The sequence below is a fragment of the Devosia yakushimensis genome, from assembly GCF_030159855.1.
Taxonomy (GTDB): Bacteria; Pseudomonadota; Alphaproteobacteria; order Rhizobiales; family Devosiaceae; genus Devosia; species Devosia yakushimensis.
The window spans coordinates 2,847,356-2,869,295 of sequence record NZ_BSNG01000001.1; the positions used below are offsets into that span (position 1 = coordinate 2,847,356).

The 21,940-nt window shown below is 63.7% G+C and carries 23 protein-coding genes and 1 riboswitch; of the genes, 9 read left to right on the forward strand and 14 right to left on the reverse strand.

The features are described from left to right. The first annotated feature begins 55 nt into the window (after positions 1-55). The gene (gene cobU, locus QQL79_RS13800; protein WP_284391773.1) at positions 56-610 is read left to right on the forward strand and encodes a bifunctional adenosylcobinamide kinase/adenosylcobinamide-phosphate guanylyltransferase; all 555 of its coding nucleotides are present in this window, start codon (positions 56-58) and stop codon (positions 608-610) included. Between the two features lie 36 nt (positions 611-646). Here cobU and cbiB read toward each other — a convergent pair whose 3' ends face one another. The 4 genes from cbiB to cobA are packed head-to-tail and all read right to left on the reverse strand — an operon-like array spanning position 647 to position 5,201. Further along, complete coding sequence (cbiB, locus tag QQL79_RS13805) at positions 647-1,612, reverse strand: adenosylcobinamide-phosphate synthase CbiB (protein ID WP_284391774.1); 966 nt, start codon at positions 1,610-1,612, stop codon at positions 647-649. Further along, complete coding sequence (locus QQL79_RS13810) at positions 1,612-3,075, reverse strand: cobyric acid synthase (protein ID WP_284391775.1); 1,464 nt, start codon at positions 3,073-3,075, stop codon at positions 1,612-1,614. The genes cbiB and QQL79_RS13810 overlap by 1 nt, the downstream gene beginning before the upstream one ends. Positions 3,076-3,082: 7 nt before the next feature. Continuing rightward, a complete protein-coding gene (locus tag QQL79_RS13815; RefSeq protein ID WP_284391776.1) occupies positions 3,083-4,378 on the reverse strand; it encodes a cobyrinic acid a,c-diamide synthase CobB in 1,296 nt (431 codons plus the stop codon). Then, positions 4,365-5,201, reverse strand: a complete 837-nt coding sequence (gene cobA, locus QQL79_RS13820; protein WP_284391777.1) for a uroporphyrinogen-III C-methyltransferase — start codon at positions 5,199-5,201, stop codon at positions 4,365-4,367. The genes QQL79_RS13815 and cobA overlap by 14 nt, the downstream gene beginning before the upstream one ends. A gap of 130 nt (positions 5,202-5,331) precedes the next feature. Between cobA and QQL79_RS13825 the strand changes: the two genes are divergently transcribed. Beyond that, positions 5,332-6,057: a cobalt-precorrin-6A reductase gene (locus QQL79_RS13825; protein ID WP_284391778.1), complete on the forward strand. Its 726-nt coding sequence runs from the start codon at positions 5,332-5,334 to the stop codon at positions 6,055-6,057. Here QQL79_RS13825 and QQL79_RS13830 read toward each other — a convergent pair. Next, positions 5,994-6,482, reverse strand: coding sequence for a cobalamin biosynthesis protein (locus tag QQL79_RS13830; RefSeq protein WP_284391779.1), 489 nt, complete (start codon positions 6,480-6,482; stop codon positions 5,994-5,996). The genes QQL79_RS13825 and QQL79_RS13830 overlap by 64 nt on opposite strands. A 295-nt stretch (positions 6,483-6,777) precedes the next feature. On the opposite strand from QQL79_RS13830, the gene QQL79_RS13835 reads away from it, so the two are divergent. Together QQL79_RS13835 and QQL79_RS13840 are read left to right on the forward strand one after the other, a co-directional pair. Further along, entirely contained in the window at positions 6,778-7,671 is an 894-nt protein-coding gene (locus QQL79_RS13835) for a cation diffusion facilitator family transporter (protein ID WP_284391780.1), read from the forward strand. 44 nt (positions 7,672-7,715) lie between these two features. Further along, on the forward strand, positions 7,716-8,192 hold the full coding sequence (locus QQL79_RS13840; RefSeq protein WP_284391781.1) for a hypothetical protein: 477 nt from the start codon (positions 7,716-7,718) through the stop codon (positions 8,190-8,192). Between the two features lie 141 nt (positions 8,193-8,333). Here the strand turns inward: QQL79_RS13840 and cobO are convergent, their stop codons facing one another. The 7 genes from cobO to QQL79_RS13875 form a co-directional block, all read right to left on the reverse strand. Continuing rightward, a complete protein-coding gene (gene cobO, locus QQL79_RS13845; protein ID WP_370461253.1) occupies positions 8,334-8,942 on the reverse strand; it encodes a cob(I)yrinic acid a,c-diamide adenosyltransferase in 609 nt (202 codons plus the stop codon). 29 nt (positions 8,943-8,971) lie between these two features. Further along, positions 8,972-9,538: a hypothetical protein gene (locus QQL79_RS13850; protein ID WP_284391785.1), complete on the reverse strand. Its 567-nt coding sequence runs from the start codon at positions 9,536-9,538 to the stop codon at positions 8,972-8,974. After that, a complete protein-coding gene (gene cobN, locus QQL79_RS13855; RefSeq protein WP_284391787.1) occupies positions 9,531-13,925 on the reverse strand; it encodes a cobaltochelatase subunit CobN in 4,395 nt (1,464 codons plus the stop codon). Before cobN ends, QQL79_RS13850 begins: the two co-directional genes overlap by 8 nt. Beyond that, positions 13,925-14,392 (reverse strand): hypothetical protein, encoded by a 468-nt coding sequence (locus QQL79_RS13860; protein WP_284391789.1) that lies wholly within the window; start codon positions 14,390-14,392, stop codon positions 13,925-13,927. Before QQL79_RS13860 ends, cobN begins: the two co-directional genes overlap by 1 nt. A gap of 69 nt (positions 14,393-14,461) precedes the next feature. Next, positions 14,462-15,520, reverse strand: coding sequence for a cobalamin biosynthesis protein CobW (gene cobW, locus QQL79_RS13865; protein ID WP_284391790.1), 1,059 nt, complete (start codon positions 15,518-15,520; stop codon positions 14,462-14,464). Next, entirely contained in the window at positions 15,517-16,254 is a 738-nt protein-coding gene (locus QQL79_RS13870) for a CbtA family protein (RefSeq protein WP_284391792.1), read from the reverse strand. The genes cobW and QQL79_RS13870 overlap by 4 nt, the downstream gene beginning before the upstream one ends. A gap of 27 nt (positions 16,255-16,281) precedes the next feature. After that, the gene (locus tag QQL79_RS13875; RefSeq protein ID WP_284391794.1) at positions 16,282-16,479 is read right to left on the reverse strand and encodes a CbtB domain-containing protein; all 198 of its coding nucleotides are present in this window, start codon (positions 16,477-16,479) and stop codon (positions 16,282-16,284) included. A gap of 53 nt (positions 16,480-16,532) precedes the next feature. Continuing rightward, positions 16,533-16,744, reverse strand: a riboswitch (cobalamin riboswitch). A 146-nt stretch (positions 16,745-16,890) separates the two neighbouring features. Here QQL79_RS13875 and QQL79_RS13880 point away from each other — a divergent pair. Next, entirely contained in the window at positions 16,891-17,145 is a 255-nt protein-coding gene (locus tag QQL79_RS13880; RefSeq protein ID WP_284391795.1) for a DUF2164 domain-containing protein, read from the forward strand. Between the two features lie 77 nt (positions 17,146-17,222). Then, the gene (locus tag QQL79_RS13885; protein ID WP_284391796.1) at positions 17,223-17,579 is read left to right on the forward strand and encodes a DMT family protein; all 357 of its coding nucleotides are present in this window, start codon (positions 17,223-17,225) and stop codon (positions 17,577-17,579) included. A gap of 137 nt (positions 17,580-17,716) precedes the next feature. On the opposite strand, the gene znuA is transcribed toward QQL79_RS13885, so the two are convergent. Then, a complete protein-coding gene (gene znuA, locus QQL79_RS13890) occupies positions 17,717-18,664 on the reverse strand; it encodes a zinc ABC transporter substrate-binding protein ZnuA (protein ID WP_284391797.1) in 948 nt (315 codons plus the stop codon). Positions 18,665-18,925: 261 nt separating this feature from the next. Here znuA and QQL79_RS13895 point away from each other — a divergent pair, with 261 nt between their 5' ends. The 3 genes from QQL79_RS13895 to QQL79_RS13905 all read left to right on the forward strand — a co-directional run bounded on the left by QQL79_RS13895 (position 18,926) and on the right by QQL79_RS13905 (position 21,124). Then, entirely contained in the window at positions 18,926-19,726 is an 801-nt protein-coding gene (locus tag QQL79_RS13895; protein WP_284391798.1) for an ATP-binding cassette domain-containing protein, read from the forward strand. A gap of 176 nt (positions 19,727-19,902) precedes the next feature. Further along, positions 19,903-20,721 carry a metal ABC transporter permease gene (locus QQL79_RS13900; RefSeq protein WP_284391799.1) on the forward strand — a complete coding sequence of 273 codons (819 nt, stop codon included), beginning with the start codon at positions 19,903-19,905 and terminating at the stop codon, positions 20,719-20,721. Continuing rightward, positions 20,711-21,124: a Fur family transcriptional regulator gene (locus QQL79_RS13905; protein WP_284391801.1), complete on the forward strand. Its 414-nt coding sequence runs from the start codon at positions 20,711-20,713 to the stop codon at positions 21,122-21,124. The genes QQL79_RS13900 and QQL79_RS13905 overlap by 11 nt, the downstream gene beginning before the upstream one ends. A 194-nt stretch (positions 21,125-21,318) precedes the next feature. On the opposite strand, the gene rsmD is transcribed toward QQL79_RS13905, so the two are convergent. Continuing rightward, on the reverse strand, positions 21,319-21,900 hold the full coding sequence (gene rsmD, locus QQL79_RS13910; RefSeq protein ID WP_284392888.1) for a 16S rRNA (guanine(966)-N(2))-methyltransferase RsmD: 582 nt from the start codon (positions 21,898-21,900) through the stop codon (positions 21,319-21,321). Positions 21,901-21,940 lie beyond the last annotated feature (40 nt).

Sequence of the window (21,940 nt, forward strand, 5' to 3'; positions counted from 1 at the left end):
CCAGTGCTTTGTGTTTTCTGAACGGGGTTGGCGGATGCCCCGGAGAGGAGCCAGGATGACGAGACATGTATTGGTGCTGGGTGGCGCTCGCTCGGGCAAAACCGGCTTTGCCGAGCGGTTGGCGCTCCATAACGGGGCCAAGCCTGCCTATCTGGCGACAGCCGAGGCGCTGGACGCCGAAATGCGTGACCGCGTCGCCAGTCACAAGGCGGTACGTGGCGAGCGCTTTGCCACCATAGAGGAGCCGCTCAAGCTTTCCGATGCCCTGATCAAGGCCTCGTCCAGCCACGATGTGATCCTGGTCGATTGCCTGACGCTATGGATCACCAATCTTTTGCTGGCCAATGAGGATGTCTCGAGCGCGGTCAGCGAATTGGGCGCCACGCTGATCCAGCTCAAGAAAGCCAAGATCATCCTGGTCAGCAACGAGGTGGGGCTGGGCATCGTGCCCGACAATGCCATGGCCCGCACCTTCCGCGATCTTGCCGGCGCCGCCCATCAGCGCCTCGCCGAAATCTGCGACGACGTCTATTTCGTCGCTGCGGGCCTGCCGATGACGCTCAAGGGCCAGCCGCCCGAACAGACACCGACGCATATTCACGAGGCGTGAGGCTACCCCGCGCATAAAATTCGAGTTCTATTACCCTCAGCCGCCCAATGCGATTGCCAGTGCTAACAGTGTGCTAACAACCAGCAGCACGGTGAGCACCATATGATAAAGGCTGACAGCACGGGCGATGTGATAGCGCCCGAGGTTTCTATCCCCCTTGCCCATCATCGGCAGGTCGACCATCTCACCATCGTAATGCCTTGGTCCACCAAGGGAAATTCCCAACGCACCGGCAAAGGCGGCTTCCGGCCAGCCTGAATTGGGTGACTTATGCCCGCGCGCATCGCGCATCGCGGCGCCCCAGGCCCGGGACGGGCTGGCATCGGGGATAAAGAAACAGGCAATGGTCACCAAAACCGCCGAAAGCCGGGCGGGGATAAGATTGACAAGGTCATCGAGCCGCGCCGCCGCCCAGCCATAATCGCGGTAGCGGTCATTGAGATGCCCGATCATGGAATCGGGCGTGTTGATGGCCTTGTAGAGCACGATGCCGGGCAGGCCGAGCAGCACCAGCCAGAACCAGGGTGCCACCACGCCATCGGAGGTACTTTCCGCCAGGGTCTCGATTGCCGCGCGAGAAACGCCAGCTTCGTCAAGGGTTTGCGGGTCGCGCCCAACGATATGGCTGACCGCCTCGCGTCCTGCTGCCAGCGAGGTTCCCAGCGCATCGCCCACGGCCTCGACAGCGCGGCCCAATTCCTTCTGGGCCAGAAACGGCGTCGCCAGCAATACTTCGAGCAGCCAGCCCAGCGGCAGCGACCGCACCAGGCGTTGCACAACGACAGCCACAACCAGCACCACGATCAGCAGCAAAGCCAGCGACACGATCCCCGCCAGCTTGCGCTGCCGGGCGCTGCGCACCGGCGTATTAGTGCGTTGTTCCATATAGGAAATCAGCCAGCCAAACCACATGACCGGATGCCCGATCCGCCCGGTCAAAAGCTGCGGATAGCCGAGGACACGTTCGGCCAACAGGGCCAGAGGCGGGATCAGGGCATACATCAGGCAAGGCTCACAGGTTCGGCCAGCGCAAGCAGCGCATCGATATCGAGATGGGTTTGGAGATGGGCCGCCAGATCGTCAAGCGCCTGCTCGACGCCGGTCTCATAGGAGAGGTCGGGACTGGCTGCATTACCGAGGAAAGCGCGGCGGAAGCCATCGGCGGCGAAGAGGCCGTGCAGATAGGTGCCGGCCACCAGTCCATCGGCGCTGACCGCTCCTTCCAAGGCCTTGGAAATCCTGGCGAAAGGCTGCTGACGATCAGGGCCTTCGGTGACGCCCATATGCATGTGATAGCCACTGATCGGCAGGTTGGACGCGGCATGAACGGCCGCCTCGACCCGCAATTGCTTGACCGGCTCCAGTACGGTTTCCACGTCGAGCAGTCCCAATCCCGCGCTGGTTCCCGGCTCGCCCTCGATACCCTCAGGGTCAGCAATGGTCCTGCCCAGCATCTGGTAGCCGCCGCAAATGCCCAGGATGCGGCCACCGGCGCGGTGATGCGCCAGAAGGTCGATATCCCAGCCATTGGCCCGCAAAGCAGCGAGATCGCTGCGCGTGGCCTTGGAACCGGGCAGAATGACCAGATCGGCATTGCGGGGAATGGGTTGGCCGGGTTCGACCAATACGAGATTGACACCCGGCTCGGCGCGGAGCGGATCAAGATCATCGAAATTAGCAATGCGCGGCAGGCGCGGCACGGCAATGGTGAAGCCGCCCGAGCCTCCAGATGCATAGTTTTCGAGCGCCAACACATCTTCCGCCGGCAGCTTGGCGGCATCGGAAAACCACGGGACGGGCCCGAAACAAGGCACACCGGTATGCTGGGCGATGAAGCCGATCCCTGCGGCAAACAGGGAAGGATCGCCCTGGAATTTATTGACCAAAGTGGCGCGGATCAGTCCGGCATCGGCCTCTCCGATCACCGCAAAAGTGCCGACGATGGAGGCGATGACGCCGCCGCGGTGGATATCGCCGATCAGCACGACCGGCAGTTCGGCGGCCTGGGCAAAACCGAAATTGGCGATGTCATTGGCCCGCAGATTGACCTCGGAGGCGCTGCCGGCGCCTTCGACGATGATATAGTCGCTATCGGCTGCCAGCTCATGGAAGGCCTCCAGGACCTCGGGCATCAGCTTACCGCGCTCGGCCCAATAGGCACGGGCGGACATCGAGGCCCGGCGCTGGCCCCGCACGACAACCTGCGAGCCGGTTTCCTGCTCGGGCTTGAGCAGAACCGGGTTCATCGCCGTGATAGGGTCACGCCGCGCGGCGCGCGCCTGCAGCGCCTGCGCCCGGCCGATTTCGCCGCCATCGGCGGTGACGGCGGCATTGTTGGACATGTTCTGCGGCTTGAACGGAGCAACGCGCAGGCCGCGATTGGCCAGCAAGCGGCACAGTCCCGCCACCAGCAGCGACTTGCCGACATCGGACCCCGTACCCATGAACATCAGTGACTTGGCCATTGCAGGCTTATGCCGCATCGATGACGTGGGCGTAAGACCCCATGACACGGCCAATGACGGCGCCCATGGGTGGCAGGGTTTCACCATTGGCATCGGCGGCCGCGAAAAGCGGCGTCATCCGCGATTGTTTGGCCGAGGAATAGTGAAATTCGTGGCCATTGAGCCGGTTGGGCCAGGGCAGATCGCCGGCCTGGGCCAGGCGGCGATAACCCAGGGTGCGTTTGGGGCGGTCGATGCGGGTGGTGAGCGGCAGCAGGCCGGCCATGGCATGGCTGTGGCCGGCCTTGTCCACCAGTGCCTCGCCCAGCACCATGAAGCCCCCGCATTCCCCATAGATCAGGGCATTGCGGTCGCGCGCGGCGGTGAGGCCCGCCTTAAATCTATCGGCCGCGGCCAGGGCCGGCCCATGCAGCTCAGGATAGCCGCCGGGCAGGAAGACCGCATCGGCATCGGCGCGAGGCGCCTCATCGACCAGGGGGGAAAAGAAACTCAGTTCGGCGCCCATGGCCCGCCAGCCATCGAGCAGATGGGGATAGAGGAAGGCAAAAGCCGCATCGCGGGCAATAGCAATGCGCTGGCCCAGTGGCGGCAGCGATGGGGTGGATGCGGCGGCCTCGGGCAAGGGGGCGGCCAGGGCCCGCAGGCGAGCGAGATCGACATAATTGCCGACCGCCTCGGCGGCCGCATCGAGAAACGTCTCGAAGGCCTGGACCTCGCCGGGCAGCACGAGGCCAAGGTGGCGCTCGGGCACGGCCAAAGCCGGATTGCGCGGAATGGCGCCGAGGCAGGGAATGCCAGTGGCAGCCAGAGCGCCAACCAGCATGCGCTCGTGCTTCATGGAAGCGACGCGATTGAGGATAACGCCACCAATACGGACGCCGAGGCGCCAATTGGCAAAGCCGGCGACCAATGGCGCTATCGATTGGCTTTGCCGATCGGCATCGACGACGAGGATAACGGGCAAATCCAGCAATTGGGCGAGATCGCCAGTGGAGCCAAAGCCATCGGCTGCGGCGTCGAACAGACCCATGACGCCTTCAACCAGCAGCAATTCAGCCCCTGTCGCCTGCACCGAGGCGAGATGCTTGAGGCGTGCGGGGCGCATCGACCATGGATCGAGATTGACGGCATCGCGCAGGGCCGCGCGGCCAAGAAAGGCGGGGTCGATATAATCAGGACCGGTCTTGGCAGGCGCGACCACCACACCCTGACGGCGCAGGGCGGCGAGCAGGCCGAGGGTGACCACGGTCTTGCCCGACCCGGAGCGCGGCGCGGCGATGACGAGCCCCTTAGCCAAAGACATGGTTCCGGGCGCCTTGCACATACCAATCGAGTGTCTGGCTATAGGCGCCCACGGGCCCGAGCACGACGATGGCGGGGGTGGGGATGTCGGCCAAGGAAGGCGCTTTGCCCAGCGTGGTGGCAATGGCGGATTGCCGGGGCGTGGCGACGTGGGAGACGATGGTCAGGCTGTCATCGGCAGGCCGTCCCGCGGCGATGAGTTTTTCGGCGATGGAGCCCAGATGCTTGACGGCCATATACATGACGATGACCGGGGCGGCATTGGCGATGGCGTTCCAATCGACGCCTTGTGGCACGGCGCCGGTATCGTCGTGGCCGGTGAGGAAGACGACGGCGTGGTTGGTGTCGCGATGGGTGACGGGAATGCCGGCATAAGCCAGCCCGCCCAGGCCCGAGGAAATGCCGGGCACGATGCGGAATCGCACGCCGGCCCGAGCCAGAGCGCCGGCCTCTTCGCCACCGCGGCCGAACATGAAGGGGTCTCCCCCCTTGAGGCGGAGGACGCGTTTGCCGGCCTTGGCGAGGTCGATGAGTTGCAGCGAAATATCGGCCTGTTTCGGCGAAGGCCGGCCGCCGCGCTTGCCGGCGAAAATCCGTTGCGCGCGGCGCGGCGCCATGGCCAGCAGGGCATCGGAGACCAAGGCATCATGAACCACCACATCGGCCTGGCCGAGGCCGTGATAACCCAATAGCGAGACGAGGCCGGGCCCGCCGGGACCCGCGCCGACGAGCCAGACCGTGCCAGGTTCCAACGGGGGGAAATCGGCGTGGTCGAGCGCAGCGAAATGGCCCCGGCGATTGGGACGCCTGATCCAGTCAAACATGAAGGCAACCCGTCGTTTGCGGTGGCGCGGGCAATGCGTGTCCCCTTCCCCTTGAAGGCAGGACAAGCGCTTGAGCCCGGCGGGCGAAATGGGCAGAGTGGGGCGGAAGCGTTGGGACAAACAAAAGACTATGAAAATCCTGATCCTGGGAGGAACGGCGGAAGCGCGGGAGCTGGCCGAGCGGCTGGTGGCGATGGGGCATGCCGTCATCACCTCCCTGGCCGGGCGAACGCAAGACCCCAAATTGCCCCGGGGCGATATTCGCATGGGTAAATTTGGCGGCATACCGGGCCTGTGCGCCTATTTGCGCGCAGCGGGCATAGAGCGACTGGTGGATGCGACACACCCCTATGCGGGGCTGATGTCGATAAATGCCGTTGCCGCGGCGCAGGCCACCGGCATTGCGCTGGTGCGTTATATGCGGCCGGCCTGGGAGCAGAAGCCGGGCGCCAACTGGCTGACCGTGGAAACGGCAGCCGAGGCGGCGGCCGCCCTGCCCCACAATGCCGATGTGCTGCTGACCACCGGCCATACCGGGCTCGACAAGTTTTTGGAGCGCGATGACTGCCGGTTCGTGGTGCGCACCATCGAGGCGCCCGCCATGGCGCTGCCGCGGCATGCCAGCCTGCTGCAATCGCGGCCGCCTTATGGGCTGATCGACGAGATGGCGCTGATGGAGCGCGAGGGGATAACTCATCTGGTCACCAAGAATTCGGGGGGTGCGCAGACCTCGGCCAAGCTCGAAGCGGCGCAGCGGCTGGGAGTAAAGGTGATCATGATCGCCCGCCCCGCCTATGGCCCGGCGCTGGAGGTGAGCAGCGTGGAAGAGGCCATTGCCGCGCTGGAACTGGGGTAAGGCGCGGCGTTGCCGAACCGGGCAACATCGAATTGGGGAGCGCAACTGGCGAGGGCGCAGGTGGCGTGTGCAGATTTCCGCTTGCCGAGCAGCAGCCGGCCGGCGGCCGCCGCGACCGCTTCAGCGATTGACGGCAGGCCGATCGCAGCCGCTACCCGGGCGGAGGGGCTGGGGGCCGTGTGGGCGAGCGAGGTATCGTCGAGCAGGCGCAATGGCACGCCGAAATGCGCGGCTGCGGCGTAAAGCGGCGGCATGTCGCGCTTGCGATTGTGAGAAGCGATGGCCAGGAGTGCCGAGCGCGAAAGCCCGGCTTCGAGCAGGCAGGCCTCGAGCAGCGTGACGATTTCGATGGCCGTTGCAGCGCTGCCGCAGCCAATGCCGGCCACGATGGAGTGCTGCTGCGGCCCTTCGGTGCCAATCGTCATAATCGCCTCTTTAAGCTCAAGAGGTTCGCTCAAACCGGAGCAGCTCTGGAATTGGTCCCCGATTTGGGTCGACCGCACCAGACTCTGTTTCAGTTCCTTATCGGGAACGCTGCGCTTATCCGGTTCTAGGACGGGGGAAGCGTGTGGTCAATCAATGGCTTGGCCGGGATCGTCGACACATCGGAATGCTTCTGAAAATGATTTGCAAAAACAATGGGTTGCGCCTCATTGCCAGCGGAGTTATGTGCAGAACCCAGCCGTCGTTCGGGCGCGGCGCGAGTAGCAGAGCAGAGGCATGACCAACAAAAGAACGCTGGCGGTTGCCGTGGCGAGCCTTGTCATTGGGCTGGTCGTGCTCGGGCTGAAGCTGCTGGCCTGGCGGATGACCGGTTCGGTCGCGCTCTATTCGGATGCCCTGGAATCCATCGTCAATGTGGTGACCGCGATTGCGGCGCTGGCGGCGGTGCGGCTGGCCCAGAAGCCGGCCGACGCTGCCCTGCCCTATGGCTACCACAAGGTGGAGTATTTCTCCGCCGTGCTGGTGGGCGTGATGATCATCGTGGCTGCTATCCTCATCGTGCGGGAGGCCTATTTCGGGCTAATGGCGCCGGAAATGCCCGGTGCGCCAGTCGAGGGGCTGGCAATCAGCGCGGCAGCGACCGCGATCAACCTGGTCTGGGCCTTCTCGCTTATCCGCTATAGCCGCAAGGTGCGCTCGCCGGCCCTGGAAGCCGATGGCAAACATCTGATGACCGATGTCATTTCGACCATCGGCGTGCTGATCGGGCTGGTGCTGGTGTTCCTCACCGGGTTTGCGCCGCTCGATTCGATCCTGGCGGGGCTGGTAGCGCTCAACATCCTGTGGTCTGGCTGGGGCGTGATCCGCGACAGCATTGGCGGGCTGATGGACGTGGCCGTGCCGCCGGAGACGCAAAAGCTGATCCGCGAGGTGATTGCCGGCAATGCCGAGGGCGCTATCGAAGCCCATGACATTCGCACGCGGCAGGCCGGCAAGATGACCTTTATCGACTTTCACCTGGTGGTGCCCGGCGTGATGAGTGTGGAGGCGGCTCATGCCATTTGCGATGGGATCGAGGCCAAGCTGCGCGAGGCGGTGGAGGATGTGATGATCACAATCCATGTCGAGCCCGAGGAAAAAGCCAAGCATAATGGCATCGTGGTCGTCTAATGTGATCGGGTCTCTTGCCCATCACGTGCGAAAGAAGTCATCACATGCGAATTCTGATTGTTTTGCTTGCCCTTATTGCCGTTCCGGCAGCCGCCCAGGAATTGGGCTGGGGGCGCTATGACAATGCCCGCTTCGGCTATACCAGCGAAATCCCCGCAGGCTTTTCCGGCTATGGCGAAAGCGACAATGGCGACGGGCAGATTTTCGACAATGCCGGCAAGGCCCAGGTGCTCAGCTTCTGGGGCGCCAATATCATGGACGAGAATTTCGAGGCGGAAGTGGCCTCGCGCATGGGCTATGCGGAACGCGATGGCTGGAACATTGCCTATCAGGCGGTGACGCCGCGCTGGGCCAGTTTCTCGGGCGTGATGGGGCAGCGCATGTTCTATACGCGCATGATCCAATTGTGTGACGGCAGCAGCTATGCGGCCATGACCGTACAGTATTCAGCGGCCCAGGCGGCGGATATGAAGCCGAAGGTGGAGCGGCTGGTGAAGGGATTCCGTGCCGACGGGTGTTAGGAGCTCCTCGTTCGTCCCCTATTCGCAATGTCATTCCCGCGAAAGCGGGAACCTCCGTTTTCTTCTCTAGGTGCGACAAACAGAGGTTCCCGCTTTCGCGGGAATGACATTGTGGTGAGGTGGGGTCTCCGGGAGATAGTCCTAAAACTCTATGCCCGCCTGCGCTTTCACGCCGGCGCGGAAGTGGTGTTTGATTTCGGTCATTTCCGTCACCAGATCGGCGATTTCGATCACCTCGTCCTTGGCGTTGCGGCCGGTGACGATGACGTGCTTATCGGCCGGCTTGTCCTTGAGGAAGGCGACCACCTCGTCGAGCGGCAGATAGTCGTAGCGCAGGCAGATATTGAGCTCGTCGAGCAGGACCAGCTTGTAGGCTGGGTCGGCGATCAGCAGCTTGGCTTGCTCCCAGGCGGCGCGGGCGGCGGCGAGGTCGCGCTCGCGATCCTGCACATCCCAGGTGAAGCCCTCGCCCATGGCATTGATGGTGACCAGGTCGGGGAATTTCAGCAGCACATCGCGCTCGCCAGTGTCCCAGGCGCCTTTGACGAATTGCACGACGCCCACTTTCATGCCGTGACCGATGGCGCGGAACACCATGCCGAAGGCGGCGGTGGATTTGCCCTTGCCCTTGCCGGTGTGAACGATGAGCAGGCCGCGTTCCTCGGTCTTGGTGGCGAGGATCTTGTTCCGCGCCTCCTGCTTTTTCTTCATCTTTTCAGCATGATAGGCGTTGCGTTCAGCCTCGCTCATCAGGTCGGTCTTTTTGACGGGCTTATCAATCATGCAAGGCGCTCCGCGTGTTCGATGATGAGACGAGCCGCTTCGGCGGGCGGCAAATGGGTGGTGTCGAGATCGAGCCGGTTGGGGTGATCTACGCGCAGAATTTCGTGGGCATTGCGCTTCTGTTCAGCGCCTTCAGCGTCAGTCTGCTTTAGATAGGCGGCGCGCTCGGGCGAGGGAATGCGCTCGGCATGGGCCGCATCGGAAGCCCGCAAGAAGACCGGGACGAAGATGCTGCCACGGCGCTCGGCCGTGCCGGCAACCTTGTCGAATATGAGCCGATCCATGGGGTCGCTCTCGAGCAGGCAATTAGTCAGCACATAGCTGGCGTCGCGTGGCGCAAGCTCTTCGATTGCCAGCAGCGCCTGGCCACGAATGACGTCGATCATTTCCCAGACGCGCTCTGGCAGAGGCGTTTTTCCATCGGTGCGAAGCAGCGAGAAGATAACGTTGTTGACCAGATGGTTGTCGAATAGCCGTGCGTCGGTCGCGGCGCAAATCGCCTTGGCGATGGTGAGTTTGCCGACGCCGTAATGGCCGATCAGATAGATGATGGTGTTATTCATTGTTCCCCTCGAGCAGACCATAGGCCGAGTTGGAACGTGGGGTCCACAAGCCGCGCTGGCGGGCCTCGTTGAACTTGGCAATCAGCTCATCATAGCCGTAGCGGTTGCTGGTGCGGATAAAGTCGCGAAGCGCGCTGTCCTCGATGAAGGCTTCGAAGGCCAGATCGAAGTGATGGGTCTTGACCGCGCCGGTGGTGGCGGCGAAGGCCAGCATGAAATCGACCGTGGCGATGATTTCGAAGGCGCCGCGATAGCCGTGGCGCATGACCCCGGCGATCCATTTCGGATTGACCACGCGGGAGCGCATGACATGGCTGATTTCTTCTTCAAGGGTACGGATCAGCGGGCGTTCGGGGCGGGAATGGTCGTTGTGATAGGCGGCCGGTTTCTGGCCCGACAGAGACTCGGCGGCGGCGGACAGGCCACCTTCGAACTGGTAGTAATTGTCGCTGTCGAGCAGGTCGTGCTCGCGATTGTCCTGGTTGTGGACAATAGCGTCGACGCTGGCGAGGCGGGCGGCGAAGCGGGCGCGCTCGGGGATGCCGGCGGCCTGGGCGCCATAGGCGTATTGTCCCCAATCGAGGGCAGCCTTGGCGAGATCGGCCCGGGTGGACCAGGAGCCGGAATCCACAAGGGCATTGAGGCCGGCGCCGTAAGTGCCTGGTTTCGAACCGAAAATCCGGTGGCCGGCGGCGAGACCGGCTTCGGCTTCGGACTGGCCTTGGGTCATCAGTCCCAAGGCGTCGGCGCGCATGCGGGCGGCTATGGGATTGTCTTCGGTTGGCTCGTCCAGCGCGCCGATGGCGCGGGCGGCGCGGTCGAAGAGGGCGATCTGGGCCGGGAAGGCGTCGCGGAAAAAGCCTGATATACGCAGGGTTACATCGACGCGGGGGCGGCCGAGCCTGGCCAGCGGGATGATCTCGTAGCCGGAGACGCGGAGGGACGACGGGTCCCAGACGGGCTTGGCGCCGATCAGTGCCAGGGCCTGGGCGATGTCGTCGCCGCCGGTGCGCATATTGGCAGTGCCCCAGACCGAGAGGGCGAGCGATTGCAGATAGGTGCCATGGTCCTGAAAGTGCCGCAGAATAAGGCTTTCGGCGGATTTTTTTCCGAGTTCCCAGGCGGTTGGCGTGGGGATTGCGCGGCTATCGACGGAGTAGAAGTTGCGGCCCGTGGGCAGCACGTCGAGCCGGCCGCGCGAGGGCGCACCGGAGGGGCCCGAACGAACGAATTTGCCATCGAGGCCATCCAGCAGGGCCGCCATTTCAGCAGGGCCGGAGGCGGCAAGGCGCGGTTGGATAATGGTTTCGATGGTGGCGAGGACGGATCGGGTCGCGAACCAATCGGGGGCGGGGATAAGTTTCTTCTCCACCAGCGCGGAAGCGATAGCTTCCAATGCCTCAACCACGTCACCAAGGTGCCTGGGTGCTAACAGACTGTTAGCATTGAGCGCAGCGAATTGCGCAAATACGTCCGGACCGCGCCAGGGGTCACCCAGTCGTGCGGTCAGGGGATCAAAGCCGAGCTTGAGATCGTCGGCCAGAGCGCGGATCAATGAGTTATCCCCGGGGGCGTCGCCGCGCGGTACTCTGGCAAGAGCTACGGTGAGGTCGCGGGCGAGATCGCCCTGGGGGGATTGGCCGAAGACGTGCAGGCCATCGCGGATCTGGGCCTCCTTGAGATCGCAGAGAAAGTTGTCGATCTTGATCAGGGCTTCGGTTTCGTCTTCGGGCAGGCCGATATCGCGATCGAGCCGGCTATCGCGGGTGAAATCGAGAATGCGGCGGCGCAGATCGGCGAGGCGCCGGCGATCCATGCCCGAGGCGGCGTAATATTCATCAAGCAGGGCTTCGAGGTCCTTGAGGGGACCATAGGTTTCCGCGCGAGTGAGCGGGGGCACGAGGTGATCAATGATGACGGCGCCGGTGCGCCGCTTGGCCTGGGTGCCCTCGCCGGGATCGTTGACGATGAAGGGATAGAGATGGGGCAGCTGGCCCCAGAGCGCGTCGGGGTAACTGGCGGCATCGAGCGCGGTCGCCTTGCCGGGGAGCCATTCGAGCGTGCCGTGCTTGCCATTGTGGATCAGGGCATGGGCGCCAAATTCGTGGCGCAGCCAGAGATAGGCGGCGAGGTAGGCGTGGGGCGGGACGAGCGCTGGGTCGTGATAGCTGGCGGTTTCGTCCAGGTGGTAGCCGCGGGCGGGCTGGAGGAGGATGGCGATGTTGCCGTGGATGAGGGCGGGGAGGTGGAAGGTGGCGTCGCGGACGAAGGGGTCGGTGGCGGGGTCGCCCCAGCGGGTGGTGACGGCGTTGCGGATGTCCTCGTGCAGATTGGCGAACAGTTCTGCGTAGCGGGCAAGGGATAGCGTGGCGGGGGAGGTGCCGCGGGCGGGGTTGGCGTTGGTGGGGCCGGATTGTAGGGCGGTGATGAGGTCGGCGGAGGTGAGGGTGCTGACTGAGAGACCCCCTCCCCCGGCCCCTCCCCTCAAGGGGGAGGGGAGGGATGGCGCCGAGAGGTCATCGAGTGTGGCAGCGATGAGCTGCCAGATGCCGTCCTGGTTCGTGGCCAGATCGCCATTGGTGAAGCGCAGAACGCGGTAGCCAGCATTATTGAGAAAGGCCGTGCGCCTTTCGTCGTGCTGCAATGCGTCCGGAGTGGCGTGGGTATCGCCATCGAGTTCAATGACGAGCTTGGGGTGGTGGCAGGCAAAGTCGGCGACATAGGCGCCGATGGGAACCTGCCGACGAAATTTGACGCCGCTCTTTTGAAACATCTTCAGAAGCGGCCAGAGGACCCGTTCCGGTATTGCTTGGTCGGCACGAAGCGATCGCGCCCGCGCCACGCTCTTACCTTGTGCCTTTCGCGCATTGGCAAAAGCCATCGGTATGTCCTCCCCTCCCCCTTGAGGGGAGGGGCCGGGGGTGGGGGTCGTGGCGTTGTAACCGGCCCCCTCCAGCGCGCGCAAAATTTCGACTGTTGATTGCGGGGCGTCATAGCCCACGCCGTTGGCAAGGCGGCCGTCGCGGATGGGGTAGTTGGCGAGGACGATTGCGACTTTTCGTTGCGCGCGCGGAGTGGTGCGGAGGCGGGACCAGTTGGCGGCCAGGGTTACCGCGCGGGTGATGCCGGAGGGGTCGGGGGCATAGGCGGAGAGGGGGACTTGGCAGCGCTCGTGCCAGACGGCGTCGGCCTTGTGCCCGACGATGAGGCCGCCGATGCGGCCGTCGACTTCGGGCATGACGAGGAACATGGCCATGTCCTTGGAGCTGAGGCCCTGGCTGTCGGCCAGCCATTGGGCTTCGGGGCGGCCGGACTGGATCAATTGTATGACGGGGGCGTCAGTGCCGGAAAAGGGATTGGCTTTGGCGTCGAGGCTATCGATGCCAAGGGAGAAGCCCGTGAGGTTGAGGATGGCGGAGGGTGGGAAGGCGGCGAGGGCGTTTTGCACGAAGCGGATGCAGGGGCCTTCCTTGAGAGAGGAGACCAGCAGGGGGACCGGGGCGAGGTTTTGCCGTTCCAGCTCGGCGATGAGGGCCGCGATGGTGGCGGTGCCGGCGCCTTCGAGGGCGGCGCGGTAGAAGAGGATGGGGATGTGGGCCCTGGCATCGGAGTACCCCCTCCTAGCCTCCCCCTGATAGGGGGAGGGATGGGTTGGCGTGTGGGCGTGGATCGTGCGCAGGTTGGCTTCGTTGGTGATGCCGGTGGTTGGGTGCCAGAGGCCGAAGCGGGGGAAGGGGGTGGGTTGGAGGGCACTCAGCCTTTGAGCTTGCGGAGCCTCCGACACCCCCACCCTAGCCCTCCCCTCAAGGGGGAGGGAACGGGCCGGTGGTTGCGATAGGACTGGGGCGAAGGCCCCCTCATCCGCCCTTCGGGCACCTTCTCCCACGAGGGGAGAAGGAAGGCCGGGAGTTGCCAGGAGTTTGAACGCCTTCAGGATCGTATCGGCATTATCCGGGCCGCCGGCGGTGAAGAGGGTGTGGAGGCGGGTCCAGTCTTCGGGGTGGATGGTGGAGCGGGATTGTAGGATGGGGTCGGGATTGGAATCGCCGGGGATGAGGGCGAGGGGGATGCGGCGGTTGGCGCAGAGGGCGGTGAGTTCGTCGACGCCATATTGGAAATAGGCCGCACCGCCGATGAGGCGGAGGACGACGAGGCGGGCATGGGCGACTGTGTTCTCGAGCCAGAGATCGACCGAGAGATTGTGGCTGAGGCGCAGAATATTGGCGAGGCGCAGCTCATTCTCCCCTGCCCGGTCGGCAGCGGCGGCGAGCATGGCCAGTTCGCTATCGGCGGAGGAGGCAAAGACCAGGGCCCCGGAACGCTGGCCAAGATCGATGGCTTCGCCTTCCTGCTGGATCGCGCCGGCCTGGGCGGAAAGCAGGTGCATCAGGCGGCGCTGGCCCGGCGCCACACGACGCGGTCGAATACCAGGGTGGAAAGCGTGAGACTGACGGCGCCGGCGGGGATGGCCAGCGCCAGCAGGGTGACCAGCAAAGACGGTGACTGCGTCAATGTAGTGTAGACGACTATGCCGGCGAGGCTGGCCAGCGCTCCAGCGAGCAGGGTCAGCACGATGGTGAGGCCCAGACCCTGTCGGTACGGTGTCAGCGGAACCATGATCAGGGCGGCCAGCGCGGCGGGAATGACGCCGATCATCCAGCCGAAGATCAGGATTTCGGCCAGCTGGCGCAAGGATGGGGGGTCGGAGAACATGGCCGGAAGCATCAATGCCGCGATGACGCCGAGCGTGCCGATCAGCGGGCCAAAGAGCACAGTGAAAGCGAAACGAGCCACCGCTTGCCGCGGCGTGTCCTTGCCTGTTGGCGTGGTCTTGCTGTCTGCGGGCGCCGTCACGTTCGGTCCTCCGGTTTTGATCCCGTTTCGACCGCCCAGGGGAAGCCGAAACGGGAGGTGCGAACCTTATCAGGCCGCGGCGGCCATGGCGCGCTCAAGGCTTTTGGTGATCGCGGCGTGGTCGAGGGGGCTTTCGCCGATGACGACGAGGGCGGTCTCGCGGGCTTCACCATCTTTCCAGGGGCGGTCGAAATAGGCGGTGACGCGAGGACCGACTGCCTGGATGGCGAGGCGCGCGGCAGCGCCCGGAACGGCGGCAAAGCCCTTGAGGCGGAGCACGTCATGCTCGCGGATGGTGGCCTCAATGGTGGCAAGCAGCTCATCCTTGCCGGTGATGGCGGGCAGGCGCAACGAGAAGCTGTCGAAATCGTCATGCTCGTGGGTCTCGCCACCATGCTCCAGCTCGTGATGGCTGGGGCGATTGGCGATATCGGCTTCCGAACCGAGGCCAAGGCCGAGCAGGGCCGCGATATCGACATGGCCGTTATGGGCGCGGATGAGGCCCGTGCCGGGGCGCATTTCGGCACGCAGATTGGCTTCGACATTGGCAAGCGTCGCGGCATCGACCAGGTCGGTCTTGTTGATGACGACCATGTCGGCGGCCGAAAGCTGATCTTCGAAAAGCTCGCCCAGGGGCGTTTCGTGATCGAGCATTTCATCGGCTTCGCGCAGGCGATTAATGGCCGCTTCATCGGCGGCGAAGCGGCCTTCGGCGAGAGCGGCGGCATCGGCCACGGTGACCACGCCATCGACGGTGACCTGGGCCTTGATCTCGGGCCAGTTGAAAGCGCGGATCAGGGGCTGGGGCAAAGCCAGGCCGGAGGTTTCGATGATGATGTGATCGAACTTTTCCGGGCGCGCCAGCAGCGCCTGCATGGTGGGGATGAATTCATCGGCCACGGTGCAGCAGATGCAGCCATTGGAGAGTTCGACCATATCTTCTTCGCGGCAGGTTTCGTCGCCGCAGCCGGCCAGGATGTCCTTGTCGACGCCCAGATCGCCAAATTCATTGATGATCAGCGCGATGCGTTTGCCCTTGGGCGCATGGGCCAGCAGGTGCCGGACAAGCGTGGTTTTACCGGCGCCGAGAAAGCCAGTGATGACGGTGGTGGGGATCTTTTCGGTCATGCGGTGGCTCCCAAAGGGGTGGTGGCGGAACGGGCGGCGAAGAGGTCGTTGAGGCGGCCGAAAATGGCGCCGAGCAGCGCCCAGAACACCGCCGAGGTGCCTAGCGTGACGGCGGCAAATTCGGTAGCGAGATGGGCAGGAACGGCACTGGGCTCATCGGGAGCGACGGGTGCGCCGATAATGTGGGGAATAACGATCAGCGCCACGGCCAGGGCAATGGCCCAGCTGGCGCGGGTCTTGGCGAGCAGCAGCAAGGCGCCGCCGGTGGCCAGGGCCGTGCCGGCCCACCAGAGCTGGCGCGGAAAAACCTCGGCGGCGGGCATGCCGGGCAGTTCGGGCGCCAGGCCATAGGCGGGGGCGAGCGAGAAGGCGATGAAGCCGGCAGCGCCCCAGAGCAGGCCATTGGCAAAGGTAATGGGGATATTGGCGAACATGGAAACCGCGCCGATGACCAGGGCAAACCCGGCAGCGGCGAGGACCGTGGCAAGGGTCGTATAGGCAGTGCGCTCGAAGCCGTCCTGCGGGGCCCATTCCTCGGGCTCGGCCTCGGTGGTGGCGGCGGCGTCATCGTGGCTGTGTTCGGCGGTGCCTTCGGCGTGGCTGTGGCCGCCTTCGCCCTCGAAGGTTTCGGCGTGGAGGATCAGCGGGGTGACGCGGAAATGCTGGATGGCGGCGGTCAATAGGCCAGCGGCCAGCGCTGCGAAAAGCGCAGCGGCGAACAGATTGCGGATCATTTTTCGGTTCTCTCTTTGACTACCACCTCAGTGGCAGGGGAAGCCCATGGCGTGGCGGGTGTCGTGGGCGCCATTGTGCAGGCGGTAATCGCCGGCAAAGCCGGTGCCCACCAGCAGGGTCAAGCCCAGCAGCAGCGCCAGGGCGCCAGCAACAAGCCGCTGGGACAGCGAGAGAGACGAGAGGCCGCTCGAAACGGCAGTATTGGTATTGGTCGTAGTATTCATGGCGGCACCCTCCGTGCGCGGAATAGATTGGGCTCTTCGCCCGGCTCATACTTGGACATTCCAAGGTGCCGGCAGGTCTCCTGGCTCGCAGTGATAGCCACTCCCCTCGCCTTCCCGGCTTTCGCCAGTGGCATGAGAGGGGAATGCACCGCTTACAGTTGCGGGGGCAGCCACGGTTTTGCGCCCTGATGGGTACGTCGCACCGTGTTCCCTTTTGATCCCCTTGCCACAACGGACGCGGGGAACCAACACGGGGACTGGTTTGCCACTAAATCGGGCCGACCGCAACGCGCTTGCTGGGAAATGGGCATCGGGGTCAAGGCGGGGATGGGCCGCCGGCGCCTAATTTGGCGGACAGCGCGGGGAGCGACTCGCGGTAGAGCTTTTGCCCAAGACATTTCGGAGGAAAAGATGAAGCCGATCAAATTCAGCCGCGAGGAAACCAAGGCCATCGTGGGCGAAATCCAGGATTATTTCCGCGAGGAGCTGGACCAGCAGATCGGCGCCATTCCGGCTGAGATGCTGATGATGTTCTTCGTCGACAAGATGGGCGCCTATTTCTACAACCGCGGGCTTTATGATGCGCAGGGCCTGATCCGGGAGCGGATCGATAGCCTGACCGACGATATTTTCGGGCTGGAGCAGCCGACCAAGCATTTGCGGTAGAGGCACGACCTCCAGAGGGTTCAAACGTGCTGTGGCGGTGATAGAAGTGCGGGCTGTTCTGTTTTCAGGAGGAAGCCTTGGGCTTCAACTTTGCCACCCTTGCTCCGATCGGGCTGCTGCTGGCGTCCAATATCTTCATGACCTTTGCCTGGTATGGGCATTTGAAATGGCCGACATCGGCGCTGTGGATGGCGGTGATGATCAGCTGGGGGATCGCGTTTTTCGAATATTGGCTGGCGGTGCCGGCCAATCGGATCGGGGAAGCGGTCTATAGCCCGTCCGAACTCAAGACCATTCAGGAAGTGATCTCGCTCTCGGTGTTCGCGGTGTTCACCGTATTCTATTTCGGCGAGAAGCTGACGCTGAACCATGGGATCGGGTTTGGAATGATCGCGCTGGGGGCGTTTTTTATTTTCAAGGGGCCGATCAAATAGGGTTCGGGCATCGGGGTACCCCCTCCTGGCCTCCCCCTGATAGGGGGAGGGATCTCTCCACTCTTGGGGTGGGAATCTAGTTCTAACCAAGGCGGTCCCTCCCCCTATCAGGGGGAGGTTAGGAGGGGGGTATCCCCCTATTTCAAGCAGTCGACCAGTGAGGTGGCAAGGCCGCGCAGCAGGGTTGGGTAGAGGTCCGCGCCTTCGGTCAGAGCGCCGCCTTCGGGGTCGAGGACGCCCGATTTTGCTGAACTGCCTTCAGTGATGGCCTTGATGATGGTGGGCTCGAAATTGGGCTCGGCAAAGACGCAGGTGGCGCCCAGTTCGGCGACCTTGGCCTTGAGTTCGCCGATGCGCGCGGCGCCGGGCATGACATCGGGCGTGACGGTGATGGAGCCGGCCAGGCTAAGCCCGAAACGGGCCTCGAAATACTGATAGGCATCGTGGAAGACGATGAAGGGCTTGTCGCGCACGGGGGCCAGATCGGCAGCGATCTCGGTTTCCAGGGCGTCGAGAGCGACGATTTCGGTGGCGGCATTGGCCTGGTAGGCGGCGGCGTTTTCGGGATCGGCCTTGGCGAGCGTGGCGGCGATCTCGGTGACCATCAGCTTGGCATTTTCCGGGTCGAGCCAGAAATGCATGTCACCGGCGTCATGTTCATGATCGTGATCGTGGCCTTCATGGTCATGGTCGTGATCTTCCCCCTCCCCTTCATGGGAATGGGGCTCGAAGGCGCCGCCTTCGCGCACCGGCAGGAGGGTAATGCCCGGCGCTTCGGCGAGCTCGACGATTTCGGCATTGGGGGCCAGGGTATCGAGGGCATCGGCCAGGAAGAGTTCCATGCCATGGCCGGTCCAGAAGACGATATCGGCAGATTCGAGCGCGCGGGCGTCAGAAGGGCGCAGGGCATAGGTATGGGGGGAAGCTGCACCCTTTACGATCAGCGTCGGCTCGCCAACGCCGGCCATGACCGCCGCGACCAGGGAATGCACCGGCTTGATCGAGGCCACGACATTGGGCGCCGCATAGGCGGTGGTGGTCAGAAACAGGGCGGACAGCAGGGCGAAGGGGGCGAGACGTTTCATTTGGAGGAAGACCTCTTGAACGGGAGAGACGAAGCAATATGTAATGTTATTACGCTTGTGGCGATGTTATGCTATAACGTAAAGAAGGGCGTCAAGGGGTGATTTTGGCGCTGTCTTCCGAACGCAGCACCCCCACCCAGCTGCCATTCGAGCATAGCTCTCATGGCCTTCTTACCTCCAATCGCTCCACTGGAGCGATTGGCCCTACGGGACGGCGCGAAGCCCCTCAAGCGGGAGGGGAGGAATGGAGCTGATAGATTTATGGATGCTTTGGCTGAGAAAGAAACGCTGGTGACCTTGCGGGGGGCCGGGGTCACCCGGGGGCATCGGAGCCTGGTGCGCGGGGTGGACCTGACGCTGCGGCGGGGCGAGATCGTGACGCTGATCGGGCCGAACGGTTCGGGGAAATCGACCACGGCCAAGATGGTGACCGGCGTCTACAGGCCGACCGAGGGCAGCGTGACGCGGCGGCCGGGCATTCGGATCGGCTATGTGCCGCAAAAGCTGAGCATTGACTGGACCATGCCGCTCAATGTGGAGCGGCTGATGACGCTGACGGGGCGGCACAGCGCAAGCGAGATCGATGCGGCGCTGGAGGCCGTGGGGGCGACAAGGCTGCGCAAGGCCGCTGTGCAGGAGCTATCGGGCGGGGAATTCCAGCGGGTGCTGTTTGCCCGCGCGATGATCCGCAAGCCAGACCTGTTGGTGCTGGACGAGCCGGTGCAGGGCGTGGATTTTTCGGGCGAAGTGGCGCTGTACGAGCTGGTGCGATCGATCCGCGATAGTACGCAGAGCGGCATTTTGATGATTTCGCACGATCTGCATGTGGTGATGGCTGAGACCGATACGGTGATCTGCCTCAATGGGCATATGTGCTGCACCGGTACGCCTTCGACGGTGAAGCGGAGCCCGGAATATCTGAAACTGTTCGGCGAGCGAGCGGCGCAGACGCTGGCGATCTATGAGCATCATCATGATCATGAGCACCATGACGATGGGTGCGTGGTGGGGGCGGATGAGCATGGGCACCAGCATGAGCATGAGGGGCATCGGCATGGGTGACTTGACGATTGGCGTCGGGGCTAGCCCACACCCCCTCCCAACCTCCCCCATCAAGGGGGAGGTGCCGCTCTGTGGTTGGGACGTAATGTTGCGCAAAACTCCATCCAGCACCCTCCCCCTTGTGGGGAGGGTTGGGGAGGGGGACGGCTGGCCCCAGTGCACGGGAGAAAACTTCGATGTTTGGTGACTTCTTCTCTCGCGCGCTGATTGCCGGTGTTGGCCTGGCGCTCGTCACCGGGCCGCTGGGCTGCTTCGTCGTGTGGCGGCGGATGGCTTATTTTGGGGATACGATGGCGCATTCGGCGCTGTTGGGGGTGGCGCTGTCGATTATCCTGTCGCTCAATATGACGCTGGGCGTGTTTGCGGTGGCGGCATTTGTGGCGGGAGCGCTGATCATTCTACAGCGGCAGGCAACGCTGTCGACCGATGCGCTGCTGGGGATATTGAGCCATTCGACGCTGGCCGTGGGGCTGGTGCTGGTGGGCTTTTTGACCACGGTGCGGATCGACCTGATGGGGTTCCTGTTCGGGGATATCCTGGCCGTGTCGGTGGAGGACATCGCCGTCATCTATGGCGGCGGAATCGCGATCCTGGCCATTCTCATTCTGGGATGGCGGCCGCTGCTGGCTTCGACGGTAAGCCCGGAACTGGCGGAGGCCGAGGGGCTGCGGCCCGAGGTGAGCCGGCTGGTATTGATGATTTTGATGGCCAGCGTGATCGCCATTGCCATGAAGCTGGTGGGGGTGTTGCTGATCACCTCGCTGCTGATTATCCCCGCGGCGACGGCGCGGCGGCTGAGCGCGACACCCGAGCAGATGGCCGCCGTGGCGGCCGGGCTGGGCGCGGTGGCCGTGATCGGCGGGCTTTATGGCTCAAAAACCTGGGATACCGCTTCGGGCCCTTCGATTGTAGTGATGGCTTTGATAGTATTTGCAGTGTCGCTGGCGGTTCCCGCCGGGCGATTGTTCGGCAGGAGACCGGTTCATGGCGCATAGTCACGAAGTTCCCAGCGATCTGACGCGCAATCAGGGGCTGGTTCTGGGCACGCTCAACCATTCGGCAGGCCCGCTCAGCGCCTATGATATTCTGGACAAGCTGCGCGGCGATGGCTTGCGGGCGCCGCTGCAGGTCTATCGGGCGCTGGACAAACTGGTGGAGCGCGGGCTGGCCCACCGTCTGGAATCGCTCAATGCGTTTGTGGCTTGTGCCGATGAGCATTGCCATCGCAAGGGGCTGATTGCCTTTGCCATCTGCGAGGGCTGCGGGAAGGTGGATGAATTCGCCGATGCGGTGATCGAGGAGCGGCTGGGCGATTGGGCCGGGCACAAGGGCTTCAAGGTCGAGCGGACCACGATGGAGATTCGTGGGCGCTGTGCGGAATGCGCGGTGGCGGCTTAGGGGCTCACTGCCCTTCGCCCCTTGAGGGAGAAGGTGTCCTAAGGGTCACCGAATTCGCATTTGCGAATTCGGTTGGGATGAGGGGTGTCTTTCCGTGTTTCTGGCATAGGAGGGCGCAGAACCCCTCACCCTGATTTTCTGCTGAACGCAGAAAATCTGTCCCTCTCCCTCAAGGGGTGAGGGAAGCCGGTGGGCTATTCCACGCTCAGAAAATGCACGGCGGCGGCGCCGTATTCGCGGCGGTCTTGCAGGGTGAAACCGGCGGGGAGGTCGATATTGGCGTCGATGCTGTCTTCGAGGACGATGGTGGCGCCGGGGGCGAGCCAGCCGTTGGCGCGGAGGCCGGTGAGGGCCTGTTCGCCCAGGCTCTTGTTATAGGGCGGGTCGAGAAAGACCAGGTTGAACTGGCCGAAAGTGCCTGGTGTGCCCAGAGCGGTGGCGTCGCGGCGCAGCAGTTTGGTAATGCCCCCTGCCCCGAAGGCTTCGATGTGATCGCGGATGATGCCGCGGGCTTCCGCGCCAGTGTCGACGAAGGTGACATGGGCGGCGCCACGGGAGAGGGCTTCGAGGCCCAGCGCGCCGGTGCCGGCGAAGAGGTCGAGTACGCGGATGCCGTCAAAGACCGGGCCGAGGCGGCTGGCGAGGATGTTGAACATGCTCTCGCGGACGCGGTCGGCGGTGGGGCGGATGGACTCGTCGGAGGGCGAGGTCAGCTGCTTGCCACGAAATTTGCCGGCGACGATGCGCATGGGCTGGCTCCCTTTATTCCGGGTTATTTATTGCACCACATCATTCCCGCTTTCGCGGGAATGATGT